At 59.2% G+C, this 17,580-nt stretch carries 10 protein-coding genes and 3 pseudogenes; 9 read left to right on the top strand and 4 right to left on the bottom strand.

From position 1 onward, the window contains the following. Window positions 1-63: 63 nt before the first annotated feature. From NKK47_RS30875 to NKK47_RS30855, 5 genes are all read left to right on the top strand, one after another. The gene (locus NKK47_RS30875) at window positions 64-5,853 is read left to right on the top strand and encodes an ATP-binding protein (protein ID WP_352579447.1); all 5,790 of its coding nucleotides are present in this window, start codon (window positions 64-66) and stop codon (window positions 5,851-5,853) included. An 80-nt stretch (window positions 5,854-5,933) separates the two neighbouring features. Beyond that, window positions 5,934-6,932, top strand: a complete 999-nt coding sequence (locus tag NKK47_RS30870; protein ID WP_352579446.1) for a hypothetical protein — start codon at window positions 5,934-5,936, stop codon at window positions 6,930-6,932. Window positions 6,933-7,416: 484 nt separating this feature from the next. Further along, window positions 7,417-7,644 carry a hypothetical protein gene (locus NKK47_RS30865; protein WP_352579445.1) on the top strand — a complete coding sequence of 76 codons (228 nt, stop codon included), beginning with the start codon at window positions 7,417-7,419 and terminating at the stop codon, window positions 7,642-7,644. A gap of 148 nt (window positions 7,645-7,792) precedes the next feature. Further along, window positions 7,793-10,861 carry an N-6 DNA methylase gene (locus NKK47_RS30860; RefSeq protein ID WP_352579444.1) on the top strand — a complete coding sequence of 1,023 codons (3,069 nt, stop codon included), beginning with the start codon at window positions 7,793-7,795 and terminating at the stop codon, window positions 10,859-10,861. Between the two features lie 377 nt (window positions 10,862-11,238). Further along, window positions 11,239-11,811 (top strand): hypothetical protein, encoded by a 573-nt coding sequence (locus NKK47_RS30855; RefSeq protein ID WP_352579443.1) that lies wholly within the window; start codon window positions 11,239-11,241, stop codon window positions 11,809-11,811. Between the two features lie 342 nt (window positions 11,812-12,153). Here the strand turns inward: NKK47_RS30855 and NKK47_RS30850 are convergent. Next, window positions 12,154-13,521, bottom strand: a pseudogene (locus NKK47_RS30850) (DUF2130 domain-containing protein). Between the two features lie 866 nt (window positions 13,522-14,387). On the opposite strand from NKK47_RS30850, the pseudogene NKK47_RS30845 reads away from it, so the two are divergent. Then, window positions 14,388-14,616: pseudogene (locus NKK47_RS30845) on the top strand (aminoglycoside adenylyltransferase domain-containing protein); the annotation flags it as partial. A gap of 33 nt (window positions 14,617-14,649) precedes the next feature. Next, window positions 14,650-14,870 (top strand): annotated as a pseudogene (locus tag NKK47_RS30840) (transposase); the annotation flags it as partial. 151 nt (window positions 14,871-15,021) lie between these two features. Here NKK47_RS30840 and NKK47_RS30835 read toward each other — a convergent pair. Further along, complete coding sequence (locus NKK47_RS30835; RefSeq protein ID WP_352579442.1) at window positions 15,022-15,384, bottom strand: hypothetical protein; 363 nt, start codon at window positions 15,382-15,384, stop codon at window positions 15,022-15,024. 84 nt (window positions 15,385-15,468) lie between these two features. Then, window positions 15,469-15,708: a hypothetical protein gene (locus NKK47_RS30830; RefSeq protein WP_352579441.1), complete on the bottom strand. Its 240-nt coding sequence runs from the start codon at window positions 15,706-15,708 to the stop codon at window positions 15,469-15,471. A 333-nt stretch (window positions 15,709-16,041) separates the two neighbouring features. Between NKK47_RS30830 and NKK47_RS30825 the strand changes: the two genes are divergently transcribed. Next, complete coding sequence (locus NKK47_RS30825; RefSeq protein ID WP_352517489.1) at window positions 16,042-16,254, top strand: DUF982 domain-containing protein; 213 nt, start codon at window positions 16,042-16,044, stop codon at window positions 16,252-16,254. 262 nt (window positions 16,255-16,516) lie between these two features. Next, window positions 16,517-16,870: a hypothetical protein gene (locus NKK47_RS30820; protein WP_352579440.1), complete on the top strand. Its 354-nt coding sequence runs from the start codon at window positions 16,517-16,519 to the stop codon at window positions 16,868-16,870. A gap of 283 nt (window positions 16,871-17,153) precedes the next feature. Here NKK47_RS30820 and NKK47_RS30815 read toward each other — a convergent pair. Beyond that, a partial coding sequence (locus NKK47_RS30815) for a hypothetical protein (RefSeq protein WP_352579439.1) occupies window positions 17,154-17,580 on the bottom strand: 427 nt, incomplete at its 5' end.

The raw sequence follows: 17,580 nt of genomic DNA, 5'->3' as shown, positions 1-17,580 counted from the left end.
TCAATGCTATTGCGTTCTCGCTGAAACGCCTGCCATGGTGCTATCAGTGTGGGGGATTGCGTGGTGTCCGAACTGTCCGAATCAATGCTCGTGGTGAAACCACGGGCTCTGCTTGAACCGGAAAACATCAAATCTCTTCTGGGTTGGGTGCCGGGACACCAGCGAAAGTTTACGGAAATCGCCGCTTCGACTCAAGCAAGCGGCTGGCAGAACAATTTTCCCAAGGAGCGAGCGTTCGAATCGCTGACCCTGTTGTTAGCGATGCCGGACGGCCTCGTCGTCGCGGAGGATATCTGCTCGAGGGCTGGCATCCGTGGCGTTGAGGAGGCGATTTTCAGGCTCGCTAATGTCGCAATTCGGCGCTGCCAAGCAGATGCGATCGCTCCTGAGGAGCAATGGCCCGCGATACTGGCAGATGCCGGATATTCTAGGGAAGCCGATTGGCTGTTGTGGTACAGCCAGCAGAAACTCGGTGCCGGTGCCGGACAGTTTGTGCGCCCGCTAGTTGAAACCCATCAAAACTTGCGCGATCTCCTCACACCCAAGGGACCTGTTGAGTCGTCACCGACCACACCTTTGAGTGTGGTCGGTGATGAGTGGCAAAACACGCTGCAATCTTTGGAAACGGCCCTCACTACCGCAATTCCCTATGATGAAAACCTGCCGTCTCTCCTTCGAAAGGCGGCCCAGGACCTTGAACTGATCGCCGCGAAAGAGCAGGAAAGGGCCTCGGCGTTGACCGCGCAGCTGCTCAACGAATTGGAGACGTTGAAGACGCAACGCTCCGGCAACAGTCGTCTTGATGCCGATGCCACTACCGCATTGGATACAGCGGTGGCTCATATGCCGTCCTTAGGTATAGGTGGTCAGGCCGCTGCTGAAAGCGTATTGGCGGCTGCGCGCGCCTATGGTCAGGCTGCCAAAGCTTGGAGCACCGCTCACGAAGCACTGCGGGAAACGGCTGACTACGAAAGCGCCGGGAAAGCTCATTCTGGGCTTCTGCAAGCTTTGCGAGACCTCCAATCGGAAGTCGTTGCACTAACGGACATGATCGGTCTCCTTCCAGAGACGGCATTCATCGCTGCGCCTCCACCTTTTTCAAAGGGTGAGCAAGAGCATGACAGTGAACAAGATGCGGTAGTTGCTAAGCAGGAAATCGACTCTGTTGAGCTTATCGTCGCGAACAACGACACTTTGAATCTCGTCGAGCGGGACGTTATGGGTGTCGAGATAACGACCGCCATCGATAGCGCAGAGGACTCCTTTATAGCGGAGGAGCCTGCGGCCCCTGACTTCCAAGCGAAGCCCGAACATGAACTCGTCCCGACTGTCCCCAACGGCGAGCGATTAAGCGAGGATGAGTTACTCGCGCCGGGTGGGGAGTGGGGGGCTGAGCAGAAGGCCGAACTGGCGGCAGGTGCTCTCCGTGCAGTTGCAACGAGCCTATCGACCAAGCGTTTTGGCCTAGCGTTACATTCCGCCAAGGTGGCGCAGGCGGGAGGAATTGCGTTCCCCTTCGGATTCTCTGCCTCACTTCTGGATGCGTTGGTTTGCGGGTTAGCAATCGGCACGCCCCGGTCGGAGCGCGCGATTGAGAGTTTTGGTCGGCAGCGCGACACTGTCGTCCGGGAACTGACCGAAGGAGCCGACCGGCACGTACAGTTGATAGCATTCGCGGCAGCGCTTCGCCCAGCACTGTTCGCGATCGAGGCCGGCGCCGAAGCGGTGTTGAAGCAAACGCCATCTTTGCCGACATTAGGCGAAGGGTTGTTCGAGCTAGTACGTTTCGCGAATGAAACTGTGAGGACCGGCGAGATAGTGCCGAGTGAGCTTTCGGAGCTTCGTGATCGCCTGGCGACTAAACGCGAGCTCGAATCGCTGAGGCAGGAACTTGATCGATTCTTCGACGATGCGCGTAGGAAGACGATTAAGTTCCACCGGGCGACCGTCATCTGGACGTCGTTGTTGCGTGTCGGCACTGTGCATGATGCGCTCAGCGCCGTCATCAAAGGCTCCCCCAATGCCGCCGGTCGCGTTGCCGCGGCACTCGGCGAGGAACTTTCGGATATTGACAAGCTGATCGCGGACTCCGATCGGGAGGCAATGAAGGGCCGGAAGGCGCAGCCGCTAACCGCTGGTCCAAGGGCAACCCTGCGCGATTGGATCGAGGACATCGCGGACCGGCTGCGGGCTTGGCAGCGCCTTAACGAGATGCTGTCGAGGCCAGAGCCGAATCGCTTCGGTTTGCAGAACCGCGAGGAGCTGCGGACAGCCCTTCAGAAGGCCCAGAAGGATTTGGACGGAATTACTTCGGGCGAGTTAACTCGAGCCGCTAACGGAAACGGAGTGGCGCTTCAGCTTGCCGCTGGTGCCGCCCTCGAAGCCGTCATGTCAGTGCTGCAACTCTTCGAAGGCGAGGAACCGCCGCGCTTATCGCTCGAAATGCGCTACAACGACGAATTGTTGCTCCTGTCCCATGCGTGGCATCCGAATGATGCCGATCGGTGGACCGATGCCGAACGTGCTGCCTTTTTCTCCGAAGTTGAGATCAGTGCGGGGGCGCCATCTAATTTCATGGAGGCATTTGAAAGAGCGCTTGCCGGCGGCCACTTCCCGCAGGCCATACGGGCTCGGGATCATTTATTATTGGACCGTCCCGCAGACCGTGATGCGCTTGACGCACAACTCAACGGCGAGCGTGACCGAAAGGAGGAGGCCGCCCGCAGGGACCTGGCCAAGGTACGCAAGCGTCTTAATGATCTCCTTGGAGCCGACGACCGCCAGATCCTCAGCCGTGACCTAGAGCCAGATCTTGACAAACTAGCGGCCGTTCTTCGTTCGACCGACGTGCCGACCGATCTGGCCGACTGGAACGCTGAGCTCCGCGTCATCGATGCGAAGCTCGACGCCGCGTTCAAAAGCTTACTTGGCCCGCTTCACGAGCGCCTTAATCAACTGGTGGCGAACGGCCGCGAGGTGGGCGATTTACGCAAGATGGAGGAACTGAAGGATCTTACGACTCTCGCCGAGCATATCGATGCTTACGAAAAAGGCGCTAACCCTCCTGATCCGCCTGCCAACCTGCTCGAGGCGTTCAGTCGACAATTTCTGAATCGCCAAGACCGCAGGGTGGCCGACTTATCCGCCTTGCAACGCGCGGTGGACCAGCGTCAGGCAATCGAGTCGGTAGACTTCAGCACCTTCGACGAAGGACAGCTCAATTCTGCGTCAGGTCTTCTCAAAGCGTGGCGCGAACTTCGCGGGAACGACGGAAAAGAGTCCGGACCGCAGCTCGAGCGCCTATTCTCTGTTCTACTCACTTCCAATGTCAGCGTCTCCCAAGTAAAGCCATCCACGTTCCCGGGCCATTATACCCTAAAAACCCCCACCTTTGCCGACCGGGAGGAGTGCGTCGCTCCCGCCTTCGGTAGCGCCGCTCAAGGCCGCTACGACATCGTTTTAGTAGAAAGTCGGAATGTTGGGTCAGGGGTAGAACCAGCTCAGCTGAAGAGCCGCGTGAATGCGCCAACGTTTTTCGTGATTCGGGGCCCGATGCCGGCCGCCGCGTTGCGAAACTTCATGGTTCAAGTGCGCGGCAAGGGTGCGAATCCGGCCTGTGCATTGATTGACGAAGCGCTGGTGCTGTTCCTCGCGACGCGGGCGACTCGCCGACGTTCAGATCTATTCAACCTGTCCATGGCAATGGGCGTGGTGCAACCCTACTCGGACACTGCGCAGCAAACCTCGCCGGAAATGTTTTTCGGCCGCTCTGACGAGTTAAGGGAGCTTTGGGATCCCAATGGCTCTTGCCTAGTCTACGGCGGGCGTCAGCTCGGCAAAACTGCGCTGCTCCGGCAGATCGAGCTCCGCCACAACAGCGCGAACCAGATCGTGATCTACGGCGACCAGATGGTGCAAGGATTCGGCAGCGACCAGCCCACAAGCTTCTGGCGCTGGATTGGCAAGGAGGCCAGGGCACGCGGCGTCTCAATACCCCAACGAGCAGATTCCGAGGGCATTAAGGCCGCAATTCGCAATTGGCTGGCTAGCGATAGTACGAGCCGACTGCTCTTCCTAATCGACGAGGCAGATGCCTTCCTGCGCAGCGAAATCCGCAATGGGTTCACCGTGTTGCTCGAAGTACGTGAGCTTATGCGCGTCACCGATCGCCGCTGCAAGTTCGTGTTTGCCGGCCTGCACGACGTACAGCGGCTCGCGCGCGCTCCCAATTCTCCCCTACTGCACTTCGGCAACCCAATCCGTGTCGGCCCCTTAATGGGCAAGGATTTGTTCGAGGCGCGCAGCATGGTCGAACAGCCGATGGCCGCCGCCGGCTACGCCTTCGGAAATACCGCCGAGGCGGGCCGAGCATTGATCGGCCGCGCTCTGTCCGAGGTCGGATACTATCCATCGCTGATGCAGACCTTTGGGATGGTGCTTGTCAACCGGCTTAATGGCAGGGCTTCCACACGCATCGAAAGCCCGGCTGTGCTGCCCATCCGTATCGGCGAGACCGAGCTTAATGAAGCGCTGGACGATAATTCCTTTCGCGACAGTGTTCGCACTAAGTTCGACAACACACTTAACTTGGACCAGCGCTACCGGTTGATCGCCTATCTCGTCTTGCTCGGCACGCAGGAGTCGGCCGATCGCAAGGATGTACGACCAGGTATGTCGATCGCGGAGATTCAGGCAGACGCGATGTTCTGGTGGCCTCAAGGCTTCGCGGAGGACGCCTCGAACAGCGCATTCGAGGGACTGCTCAAAGAAATGGAGGGGCTCGGCGTCCTGGTCGGGCTGTCGGATGGCCGCTATGCTATTCGCTCGGCAAGGATCGCAGCGATGCTCGGGCCGCTGCAAGAGGTGGGAGACAAGGTCCAGGAGCTCGCCGATCAGCCCTACGAGGTGGTACACGACACGGGCAGTTCCCGCCGGCTGGTGGACGGCGGCCCCTCGCCACTCACTTTTCGCCAAGAGAGTGTGTTGTTTGAGACGCTTGGGGCCCCACCGATCACCATCGCACTCAGTTCGGCTGCGCTGGGGCTAATGCTACTACCGAAAGCCGTGGCGGAGATCGCCAAGGCAGACGATCGCCTGCTAACTATTAACCTGCCAGCGTCGAGCGTTCGCGAGTTGGAGCGCGCGATATCTGTAGTTTCAGCCCGGATGAAGCAGAACCAGCGGGGGCTGCTCATCGCGCATGGCCCGTGGCTCGGCCGCGAGGCGGTTGATGCAGTATCCGAACACAAGGAAGTGCGTCGTGCCCAACGCAATTCCGCCCAGGGTGTCCGGGTTATCCTGCTACCGCGCATAGTTGACTGGCAAGAACTCGATGGCGAGGATTTTGGGGACCGCCTGTGGGAGGCGTCTGTACTAACCTTGGCGACTCTGCACGAAGGCGGCCTGCGCCAGTGGCTCAGTATACGCTGCCCAGCTTCCGTCCCAGTCCAGGGCGCGATTGAGCGGCTACGCACCGCAAGTGGTGGCTTTCCGGCGCTTCTTACCAGGATCCCCGGCAGGACCGCTGAGGAATTTATAGCTAACGCTGAGACGGCTGCGGAAGTGCTCCTTGAAGATTCTGAGGCAATCCTTACCGAAGTCGGTCTGCTCGATTCTCGGTTGCGATCGACCGCCCAGTTCGTGCTCGATCAGGCGGATGGCAGCTTCTCCGCTGCTGACCGCGACACAATCGTCTCGCTGATGGAAGACGCGAATATTCGCTCACCTGCGAGCGCGCTCGACGTGCTGGAGAGGCTTGGCATTCTGGACCGGACGACCGAAATAAACGCGTTCGCCGGCTGGCAGCTTAACCCGCTGGTCGCGCGACTTCTCAGTGGACGACTCGCTGCTTGAACCGCCATCCGGAATTCTGGCGGTTGCCGGGCGGGCGGCGGTTTATCCAAGCGCTTCGCGTAGCGGGAAACCGGCAATCCGTGGCCGTGCATGAGCCGTTCGATCCGTCAGCGCTGGCCCACGCGATTGAACAGGCGATCCGAGATGAAGGCCTGGATCAGGTCTGCCCGTTGAATGTTAGCGAGGACCGTGGAACTTTAGCCCAGCGTCTGCGCGAGAGCTTTGGCGCGAATGCGTCTACCCCCGAGGGTTTCGCACTCGATATCAATTATGCGGTGATACTAGCTTGGGGTGCCGAGGAGGACTCGGCGTTCCGAGCAGACCTGCAGCGCTTTGCCCGTGCTGCGGCTGGTCGACGTGTGGCATCATCCCCGGCGGTTTTATTTCTGTCTCGTCGAATAGATCCTGCGTGCGATGCTCCAATCTGGCAAATGCGTACCACCCAAGGCGTACTCGGCCCTCTCGATGGAGCGACCTTCGCTGCGCAAGGCAGTTCCAAAGCCGACACCCTCTCCGCCCGACTGGCCATCGCAGTAGCGGTCGAAGTCGGCGCTTGGGATCTTGACGTCATCGAGCGCATCCAGTCAGCGCGGATCGCCTCTGCCATTCGACCCGACCTTGATGTCAAGCAGTGGGCCGACGAGCGGCTCGATAGGTGGAGTAAAACCAACAGGCCGGATTGGCCGTCAGGAAGCTACGACTTGTGGGGCGGCGAGAATTGTGTCCACCCACTATTCCTGGCGGCCAATCAGCCTCACTTGCTGAAGAAGCGGGTGTGGCGTGGCCAAGTAGCTGTACTCTTCCCTTGGCTGGAGGAGCGACGGCAGGACGTGATCCGCTGCTACCGTTCGCGGCTGCGAGCTGATCCGAATTCATACTATGAGGACGTTGAGACGCTGGATTGGGGACCGATTTGCCGCCAACTTGGTGGTCAACCCCTTAGTGTACGCGATTATCTGCACGGCGCACGGAGGCTGCGCAATAATTTGGCCCATGGGGTCCCCGCTGAGTGGAGCGAAGTGGAGGCTTGCCTTAGGGCCGAACATCAGTGGCGCGCGACTGCCGGGAGACTAGCCTAATCGGGGCGGAGCGCACGACACACGTGATCCACAGTCAGTCTGCCTGCATGTTTCCGGCACGCCGCGGACAGCATTTCAGTAAAAGCGGGACAGTGTTGGAGCAATTCCGCTAATTCCCGGACAGTTTTCGGGAGCGGATATGACGGTCGGTTCCAAATGCTGGCTTGACGAGTTTTGCACGACGAATCCTGATTGAGCGAGCTGAGCGACGCTGATGTGCGATTTGCTGAGGGTGTTTGGAAACCGGTTATTGCCAGCGGGTGGCCGAAGTTTGCGTCGGGTCCTCCACGATTTACAACGGTTGCATGGAAATGGAGCAGAAAGTGCACGACAACTCAAAATCCTGCTGGTCAGGCATCCCGCCCAGAATGCGGAACTACTGCCATGAAGTCGGCAAAGTTGGCGGCGGGTCCGACTCGATTTTGAAGGGCTGCATCGACATGGAATCCGATGCCACCAGTAGTACGCTGGAGTTCAAATACTGATGAAGCGCCTGTTGATGACGATCAGCACTATGATCATGATAGGGATGACGACGATGATCACCATCGCCGCCAAAGAGCTGACCATCGTAAGCTGCAATTTTGAGAAGGTGCCGCCGATGATCTTGATATTCCGTGGCGGCATGGGAGCGGACGACAACACGCTGCAGGTCGGCCAGACGAAGCCTGTTCCCATGAGTGTCGGATCGAGCTTGATGTCAGCGGCCTAAGGCTCAGGAGCTCAGTTCTCTCTGCGGTTGCCTGCCAGCGTAAGCGTCAGCGCGCCCGGTCAGGACACCCAAACCTTCTACGGCGAGTGCATCAGTTCACTGCAGCAGTGAACGAAAAAGACTTTCGGTTGCACAAGAGGCGCGAACGGTGAATGGTGCGATCGATTTGGGGGATACTGTATTGCTGGAATTATTTACGCGGATAGCGCGGCGGAACGATAAGCGGACGGAATCGGAAATCCAGGCGGATGTGCGTCAGTTTATTCTGTCGGCACCCTTCGACCTTGAGGAATCCGACGTTACGATCGTCTCGTTGGAGTCGCAGCTGGGCGACCGTCGCCGGATCGACGTCGAAGTAGGCTCAACCGTAATCGAGGTGAAGCGAGATCTCCGCAAAGGCAAGATCAAGTCTGAAGCCGTCGAACAGCTTGCCGGATATGTCGAGCTCCGCATGGCGCAGACGGGCCTCCGTTATGTCGGCGTTCTCACCGACGGCACCGAGTGGATTTGCTACGATCTCGTGGACGGGAAATTGCGCGAAGTTTCATCGATCACGGTCGATGCCAACGCCGCCGACATTGAACGGTTTATCGTATGGCTTGAAGGTGTGCTCGCAACGGCGAGCGATATCGCTCCAACCGCTTTGAACATCGAGACAAGGCTAGGTGCCGGAAGTAGCTCCTACGCCCTGGACCGCGCAAGCCTCTCGTCTCTCTACCTACGCAACCGGGAAAATCCCTCCGTTAAGATGAAGCGGACATTGTGGTCGCGGCTCCTCACTTCGGCACTCGGTACTCAGTTCGAGGATACCGACGCTCTCTTCGTCGAGCACACACTTCTCGTAAACACCGCGGAAATCATCGCGCACGCGGTTCTCGGCCTTGCAATTGAGTCCTTGAACCCTGCGGCACTGCTGACGGGCGAGAAGTTTGACGAAAGCGGCATCCACGGAGTGGTGGAACCCGATTTCTTCGATTGGGTCGTGGAAATTGAGGGCGGTGAAGTCTTTGTCAGGACACTTGCCAAGCGGTTGGCGCGTTTTGATTGGAGCTCGGTCGAGCAGGACGTCCTCAAGGTCCTATATGAAAGCGTCATAGGCACGGAAACGCGCCGACGCCTGGGGGAGTACTATACGCCCGACTGGCTGGCCGATGTCATCGTGCAGGAAACCGTCACCGATCCGATGGGTTCGCGAGTTCTCGATGCTGCCTGCGGTTCGGGCACCTTCCTGTTTCATGCTATCAGGCGATACATCGCCGCCGCGGAAAGCCAGGGCTTGGGTGTCGGGCAAATCCTCGACGGCGTGACGCGCAGTGTCATCGGAATGGATTTACATCCCGTTGCCGTCACCCTGGCCCGCGTCACATATTTATTGGCGATCGGGCGGCAAAGGCTCATCGATCCCGATCGCAAGACGATCCGCATTCCGGTTTATCTCGGCGATAGCCTACAATGGCAGGAGCAAAACATCGATCTTTGGGCAGCAGGCAATCTTGTCATCCGGGCCGACGACAAGCGGGATTTGTTCGGAAACGAACTGTCATTCCCGGATGCCCTGCTGGATGATGCGGCCAGATTTGACGAGCTGGTCAACGAGATGGCCAACCGGGCATCCCACCGAAAGCCCGGAACACCGATTCCGACTTTGAGAGCGGTCCTGCAGAGACTTGCGATCCAAGAAAAGTACCATTCGACCATAGAGGGCACGTTCAAGACGATGTGCCGTCTGCATGACGAAGGTCGCGACCACATCTGGGGCTACTACATCAGGAATCTGGCAAGGCCGCTGTGGCTGTCGCGACCGGGTAATCGTGTGGACGTTCTTGTCGGCAATCCTCCGTGGCTGGCTTATCGGAAGATGACGATCGAAATGCAGGCAACGTTCAAGGTGATGAGCGAAACCCGCGACCTATGGGCGGGCGGCGAGCTGTCGACGCATCAGGACTTGTCGGGCTTGTTCGCCGTCAGGGCTTGCGAACTCTATTTGAAGACTGGTGGCAAGTTTGGCTTGGTGCTGCCGAATGCGGCAATCGACCGCGAGCACTATGCTGGCTTCAGAAGCGGCCATTACGGCGGCAAGTCCGGTGATGTCGCAATCGCGTTTTCCGCTTCGTGGGATCTCCGTCGAATTCGGCCTCATTTTTTCCCGCGTGCGGCCTGTGTCGTCTTTGGAAACAGAGAGGAGCACGCCAGCAATCCTCTCGTGGGCGCAACCTGGTCAGGGCGCAAGATGCCCGAGGAAGCCGAACTCTGGACAGGGCGATTGAAGGCGGCAAACATGTCGTGGCCGGAGGCAAAGGCAAGCCTCACAAGAACCGACGGGAAGTTGCGGCATGTCGGCCAACTGACGAAATCGCCTTATGCTCCAGCCTTTACTCAGGGGGCGAACGTTCTGCCCCGCATGGCTTTCATGGTCGAGAGACAGGAAGCCTCTACGCTGGGAATTCCTGCGGGCAAGATCGCGGTCAGATCGTCGCGAAGCGTGCAGGAGAAGAAGCCTTGGAAGGATTTGCCCGACATTTCGGGTGTGGTGGAAACCGAATTCGTGCGCCCCTACTACACGGGCGACAACGTATATCCGTTTCGAACTGGGGAACCGATGTTCGCGGTTATTCCTTGCGGCGCGAGGGCGGCATTCGACCGGGGCCAAATTGACCTGCATCAGGGGCTCCAGCAATGGTGGTCGAGGGCAGAAGAAATCTGGCGGAGCAACCGCTCGAGCGAACGCCTCTCCTTGATCGAGCAGCTCGATTACCAATCCAAGCTTTCCAAGCAGCTTCCAACCCCTCCGCTTCGGGTCGTCTACAACCGTTCGGGGATGCATGTTGTCGCCGCGAAAATCTCAAACCAACGGGCAATCTTCGGGAACGGCCTTTATTGGGCTTCTGTTCATTCCGACAACGAGGCCGACTATCTTTGCGCAGTGCTGAACGCACCCGTTACCACCGAGCTTGTGCGGCCGTTCATGACATATGGAAAGGACGAACGCGACATAGCCAAGCATGTGTGGGAGGTGCCGATTCCTCGCTTCGATGTCGAAAATCCGATCCATCGGCGGCTGACCGAATTGGGTAAGGCGGCCGAAAGCATCGTGACGGGCTTCACAATCAATCGGGATCTCCACTTCGCCGCAAGCCGAAGGCATATTCGGGAACTCCTGGATTCCACCGACGAAGGGCGCGAGATCAACGAAATCGTGTTCGAGATGCTGTCGTAATCAAAGGCAATCCGCATGACCAACGCACTGGAAGATGCTCTCGCCGATTTGCGGGGCGAAGTCGAAGGTGGTGGCGAGCTGGCGGCGAATCGTTCCAGCCTTCGGTCATGGCTGCTATCCTGACCGGATCCTTGAACGCATCACCCGAGAGAGCGGCAGCCTCGAGATCGCGACACGGTTTGTGGGGGCACCGCGTTAAAAACGTCGCGACCTGGCGACATAGCCGGCGACCGTGGCGTTGAGACACTCCTAAGGGGCCCCAACGCGGGCCAATCCAGCAGCTGAGCGACCGGCGCTTTTAATACCTCGGAGACCGAGCTGGGAGGCTAGTTTGACCGCAGAGCACTCGGCCGTCTCCTTCTACGAGGGCAAGGCGCATGGGCCCACTCGACGGCAAGCCCTGTGAGTTCAGGGATGCCTCGTTGCGGCTCGATGAGCATCTTGACCGCCAGCTGAGATGGACAGGGCCTCTCAGGCCGGGGATTGCCAGCATTGATCAGGATCTTAAGGTCACGTTCGAAGGTGTTACGACAGCCGAGTTCCTGATGGTTTCCCATAAGTATCATTTTGTCGGGCACGAAGAATTTTCAGCGACGTCACGGTTCTCGCCACTGGATCTTGCGGGAAATCCAAGGGATTGGCCGAGGCCGTCATTCTGTGCGGTCCGGCAATCCATCCGAAGAAAGGTAGGGGTCGTGCTGGAGTTCGGCAACTTGGCAGTTACCGTGCGGCCATTCAATCACTTCCAGTCGGTGAGCGGCGGGGGTGCCAGCCTGCCGCTCATCCGCACCATTTCACATCGGGCGGCGCTTCGGTCATCGGATGGGACGCCACTGAAGGCCGACAAGGTCTATGAATTCCTCGGTCGGGTATGCTCCTTCCTGGGTTTCGTGAAAGGCACGCGCGTCGGATACGGTGAGGTCCGCAACGCCGATCGGAACGGCTTCTGATGTCTCGGATTTACGCGGGGAGTGTGAGCCTAGCCGGGCAAATCAGGGCCTGTGCGCGCCTGCTCAAGATCGAGGGGGATCCAGCTGATCAATCCGACCTCCTTCGCAAGCGCCTGAAAGCGAAGAAGGGGCAACCGGCGCACGACGGGATTTTATTGCTGACCGATTTCGCAATGGGGTCACCCATCCGACGCCCTTCACCTACGACAAGGACATATTCCACGCATGGGACGCCTCGCAGTGGCTTCTTGACAGCTTTTGGCTTTGTTCGGCTACCGCGGAAAATACAAGATCGTCGGCTCCAAATGCGTTCATTCGCCGGAAATCTTGCCACCTTCCCAGTCATCTAGGCGGCGATCGGGCGCAACGGGGAACGCCCGGCTTGGGGCAGTCGCTTGTCGGACCGTTTATGGTGTCGGCTCCAACCGCTGCAGCCGCATCGATAGCAACAACCTCGAGGCCCTCAATTTCCTGCATGACCTTCCCCGCGATACCCTGTAGGTCGCCGTACATCCCGACGGTCGACTCGATCACGCCCTGTATCTGAGCCTCCCGCTTGGCCCATAGGCGTACCGTGGCCTTGCGTTCCCTCGCGAGATCGTCCTGCATATCGGAGAATTTCTCAACGATCGCCTCGACCCTGTGACGAAACCGGGGGCCCGTCAGGTAGCCGTAGACTTGTTCCATCTTAGTTGCCTGCCCGTCCTGCGCGAGGCGGGAGTTGTCGAGTTCGATAAGGGACTGCCGGAGCATGATCGCTATCGGCATCGCGCATTTGGGATGGGCGATGTAGACGCCATCCACCAAATCGAACGTTTCCACGCCCGCAGGCAGCGCCTCGGAGATCATCAACGCGATGTCAGCCTTGGCAGCGCGCTGGTCCGTCCGGAGCTTGCCCAGCCAGCCCTGGCTTCAATTCCTGGTGCGTTTTGATTCCCACAGAATCGCGCCGCAGGGCTGGCCGGCCGGCCCCACCACGCGCTGCAGCACATCACCACCGAACTCACCTTTGGCGACCGGTTCGATGATGTCCATCGGGAAGCGGCTGCCGATCAGTGACTCCAACTCAAGCTCAAGGACCTCGCCCTGAAGCTGCTGGGAACCTTGCTCGGCGCGGCGCTTTAGCTCCTCGATCTGACGCTGCATGCCGGCGATCTGTTCCTCTTTCTCGGCCACCTTCATCTTGAGGCCGTCTTCGGCTTCGGTCCTGGCCTTGATGCGAACGGCGTCCAGCCCCTCCTGGATTCTCTTTTCAATGGTCAGCGCCATTTCCCGCTTTTCATCGTCGAGCGCCCGCTGCTGCTTCATAAACTCGGCCTGTTGTAACTGCGCTGCGGCAAGCTTCTCGTCCCGCGCCCTCAACGTCGCCTCCATCTCGCCAAGCTTCCTGTCCTTGTCCTCAAGGTCTGTCGAGACCAGCAGTTTTGCCTTTCGGGCCTCTTCGGCGACTATTCCAGCACGCTCAAGCTTGAGCTTTTCGGATACCTGGCTGTCGATGTCCTCACGGGCGGCGTCGATCGCGGCCTGCTTGCGCTGAAGCTCTTCCTCCCGGGCCGTCATGACGGCGTTGCTCTGCGCCAATCGCCGTACGTATTCCTCGCGCGTGGCCGCAATCAGCGGCGCCGCGAGCGACTCGTTGAGCTTGATGTCGGTCTTGCAGCTGGGACAGCTGATTGTCGGCTCATTGAGAGTCCTGGGCTGGACAGTCATCGGGCACTCCCTCGGGAGAAAAGGGGCAGAAAGAATGTCCTGATGTATACAGGAACGCAGCGGCCTCGAAAAGAACAAAAAGGGAACTTCGGAGTTATCCCCTGCATAGGTGGCCAGACCGGCAGTGATGTCGAGTGTACCGGCCGAGCCGTCCGGCTCGCAGCCCTGAGCGACTTTGTACCTATAGGCATTGGGCTCAAGCCGGATAGTTGAGCTTAGCTATTTGCCGCGCCAACAGCTGCACCGCCGTTCACCGTTTGTGCTTCGAAAGTCGCATAAAAGGCAGTGTGGAATGCACAAAGGAGCAGGAGGAGTGCGGGCCCGTTCATAACGCGTAGGCCCCGCTAACATCGGCTGAGTCCGCAATTCAGCTAATCCGGCCGTGCTTCCGATGCGACAGAGTCCAGGAGCAGGGTAACCTCGACATTGACGCTGGTAATGGCTTGCGAGTGAAGGGGCTGATTGGCCCAATCGGCGATGGAGACTACCAACGGGTAGTCCTCAACCCGCACCTCATGGATCTTGATCGACGTCCCCGTACGATCCAACAGCAGAAGCAAAGGAGTCATTCCCTCGTCAGATTTGCTCGCGAGGGCGCAACTCGCTGAACATCCACATAGCTGTCAACGCGAACATTGAAGAGTATTCGGCCTCCAGATTTATCGGCGCAGTCGCCTGCTACGGAATCGAAGCTGGCCGGCGAAAATCTGCAGCTTGGACAATCATCTCGATCAAAACCGTCTCAAGTTGTGGCGTGCTACCCATCCAGCAACGTAGTCGGGAGACTCCCGCATAAATCAAGCAGGCGTCGTGGCGTATCCCCGGAGATCATCGGCACAGGCGGTCGGGAATGAGTTTTCGTGTCGTTACGGGAAGCATTCGAACCAGGCGAGGTTCTACAGCTTGTCTCCGCCCCGAACTCACTCTGGTGTTGGCGCAGGCCCGGCAAGAAGCTCGCCCCTTGCTCGGCCCGACCGCAACCAAGAGCTTCTGCCGGAAATCCCTGCGGAGCACGTTCGCCGCGCAATGTGCGATGCATTTCCTTCACTGCTCGATAAGGTGAGAGGTGACGAACGAAACGTCCTACTGACACTCCACATCGCGCCGGATTCTGATTCAGGGCTCACCATGAGCCGATATGGTCTGACAGACCTTGAATGGTGATCGAGCCGCTGCTACCCAACAAGCCAAGAGGTGTGCCGTGTGTTGATGATCGCCGCGTGCTGAACGGTATCTTCTGGGTGCTGCGCTCCGGTGCGCCATGGCGCGACCTGCCTCAGCGCTATTGCCCGCGCACCACCTGTTGCAACCGCTTCGTCCGATCGCGAAAAGCAGGTGTGTGGCTGCGCAGTAATGAGTCTACGGCCTAACCTAAGCTAAGGTTTGCGGAGCCTCACGCCGGCGCCGCCGCCGTTCTCCGGGATGAACTCGACGCCGGCGGCCTAGAGGGCGATGCGCAACGCAGCAACGATTCGCTCTTGCGCTCGCGACTCCCGACCCTCAGTTTGAGCAAACGTAGGTGTGTTCAAACTCCGGGCGCCAAATCTCGACGCTGGTTTTTATCTCGCAGGTCCGGCCAGTTTGAGCGAGGTACTGCAGGGCGAAGGCTTGGTGCGCAGCAACCACCGGATCGAGCTTCACGAGCCCGACTGTTGCGCCACTGATGATCGCCGGAGCGGCAATAGTGCCTGGCGACGGTGTCGTCATGATCTTGCCAAGGTCCGGACGATCGAAGACCCAGAATGAACCGCCAGCGGTCTGGACGACGTGCTTGCGCGCGACAGAAGCGCTGTATGTTTTCAGGAAGTACCCGCTGTTCTGGCAACCGGCAATCACCAGAGCCGCGGCCAAAACCGCGATCATTCTTCCGCCTGCCCATAGCGCTTTCCCCCATCGCCTTTGGATAGAAGTACAGGCTATTTCCCAAGTCGATAGAACGGTTGGGCGTCAGCCGGGACAGGCCCCAAGCGCCTTGCAAATAAGCGAGACCAGTCTGTCGCGCGCCCGCTGGTGGAGAGCATCTTTTGGGCGCCGTGCAAGGAAGTCGTCGAGACTCATCCAGTCGACGGGATTCGTGCCGGCGCCTGGCCGATTGAACTCCACGTAGAGATGCAGCTCTTCAGGCAAGAAGACAACCCGCCATGTTCCGTGGGGGTCGCTGGCAATGCTATGGGCAATAACGGTCATGACGTTCACTCCTGTTGCCCAGCTTCGCCGATCTGCACGCGAGATTTCCATCCCCAGAAATGAGTATTGACTTCCGTCTGCGGATGCCTGCGCCGGCAAGTGGCCCGTGCGATAAGGACGGTTCTCGCTGTTGAGAACCGCAACGCGTTGGCGAGTCCAGTCTGAGCGATCAAGCCCGCGCTCTGGACGAGCTCCCATCCTCACAGAATGTTCGCCCACCGGGACAAACGTGACGCAACGGAACGGAGGGTTCACCCGTAAGGTCTTGGGGAGGTTGCGAAAGGAGACCAGCATATGACCTGCGAACGAGACGTCGGCACGTTCGAAGAGCCCGTGACCGTTTTGCTGTCCTCGGGCAAAGTCAGTGTTTCGAGCACCCGCGAAGCCGCCGAAATGCTGCTTTACCGCTGGCCCATTGGAGAAACCGGGCGCCGCATCCAGGCTCGCATGGCGTGCATGAAGGTGCTCGGCGGCGGCAGCGCACCGGAGATAGCGCGCGTGGCATTTCTCAGCGCCGCCAAGGAAGCGAAAATCCTGAACGCTTGACGTCTCGTCAACGCGTGCCCACCACTGTCCATCGTGCATCACTCTTGCAGCGGCCGTTACATTTGTGCAAACATCGTGCCTCGATCATGCGGAGACGCCGAATGCTTGCGCGAGAAGGCTGGAGCCGCGGATCTGCACTCTACGTCACCCGCGAGTTGACGCGCTCTGTGGCGAGTTCGACGTAGAGATCGTCCCCAAGGGCCGCTATCCGAAGAAAGCCAGACGCGCGCCGTCGGCTCCATCCGCCGGCTGATCGACAATCATGGCGCTGAGCATGCACGGTTGGTCCTGTGTGTCTTGGCTGAGGGCCGCGGCCAACCACGCGCTCATCGAAGAAAGCAGCCTGACGGCCGTCTCTGACTTGCTGCTGGCCTGTCCGGACCTAGTGGAGCGGGGCATGGCCGCCGTGCTCGAGGTTTTCGACGCGATCCCGCTCGGCGCATACATGGCGATCGTCAATGAGCTGCGCGGCCACGTTCATCAGGGGCATGCGCTAGCTGGCATTCCTTTACGTGCTCCTCCGGCGCCTCCGGGAGAGCTCGCTGACGGCAAGGAGACTATTCGGTCCCGGATGGCCAGCCCAGGGGTGGTTACCGATAAACGGCATTCCCGTTAATCTCCGGCCCCGGTTTCGAGGCAAGAGAATCGCACGCGCGGCCTCGTCGAGGAATTCCGCACGTATGGTCATGTGTGGGGCCTGTCAGGCCGCGACATCTACTTAACGTCTACTTTAGACAGTCGGCGCGACCATAACTTTTGATAGCAGGTCAGGATCGCGGGATGCCTAGCCGCTTGAAATACCGGGTTACGTCCGGATGCTCGCGATCGTCCCGCCTCAACCGCGCAAGCGCGTCATCATCGCCGGCGAGCGCCATAGCCAAACCGGGAACGCTTATTCTTCACGGAACACCGGGCATTGTCTGGTTGTGAAGACGGTGCTTGATCACCAGCCGCCTGAGTGTGTCTTCGCTTACGTTGTAGTCGTACCTGACCAGATCAATGGCCCTCTGGACCGTGATCGCCTCTGCCCGTGGGATGTAGAGCGGCCGAAGCCGTTCGCCTGTTTCCGGCGCTGTTTTGACAGGGCGCGCATTGGTCATTCGGCCCATCGCGCTTCTGCGGCCCGCCGTTTCGCCCGACATCAGGGAACGATATCGCCCCCCATGTATTAGAAACCCATGGACACTATGGAACCTCACGGCCACGGGATGGCGGCCGATATTTTGACATCGGAAGTTGCCAATGCCAGGCAGCGCATCCACCGGACCGAGCTCGCGCTTCAACGCACTGAAGAAATGCTGGCCGAAAATCTCGCGCTGTGCAGCA

The sequence above is a fragment of the Mesorhizobium sp. M0019 genome (genome assembly GCF_040323975.1).
Taxonomy (GTDB): Bacteria; Pseudomonadota; Alphaproteobacteria; order Rhizobiales; family Rhizobiaceae; genus Mesorhizobium.
This window is presented reverse-complemented; position numbering and strand designations above follow the sequence as displayed.

Excerpts from the sequence above, each read along its gene's own strand:
- NKK47_RS30865 (WP_352579445.1), top strand. The coding sequence starts at position 7,417 with ATGAAGCGCCTGTTGATGACGATCAGCACTATGATCATGATAGGGATG.
- NKK47_RS30855 (WP_352579443.1), top strand. The coding sequence starts at position 11,239 with ATGGGCCCACTCGACGGCAAGCCCTGTGAGTTCAGGGATGCCTCGTTG.
- NKK47_RS30830 (WP_352579441.1), bottom strand. The coding sequence starts at position 15,708 with ATGACCGTTATTGCCCATAGCATTGCCAGCGACCCCCACGGAACATGG.
- NKK47_RS30820 (WP_352579440.1), top strand. The coding sequence starts at position 16,517 with ATGGCGCTGAGCATGCACGGTTGGTCCTGTGTGTCTTGGCTGAGGGCC.
- NKK47_RS30835 (WP_352579442.1), bottom strand. The coding sequence starts at position 15,384 with ATGATCGCGGTTTTGGCCGCGGCTCTGGTGATTGCCGGTTGCCAGAAC.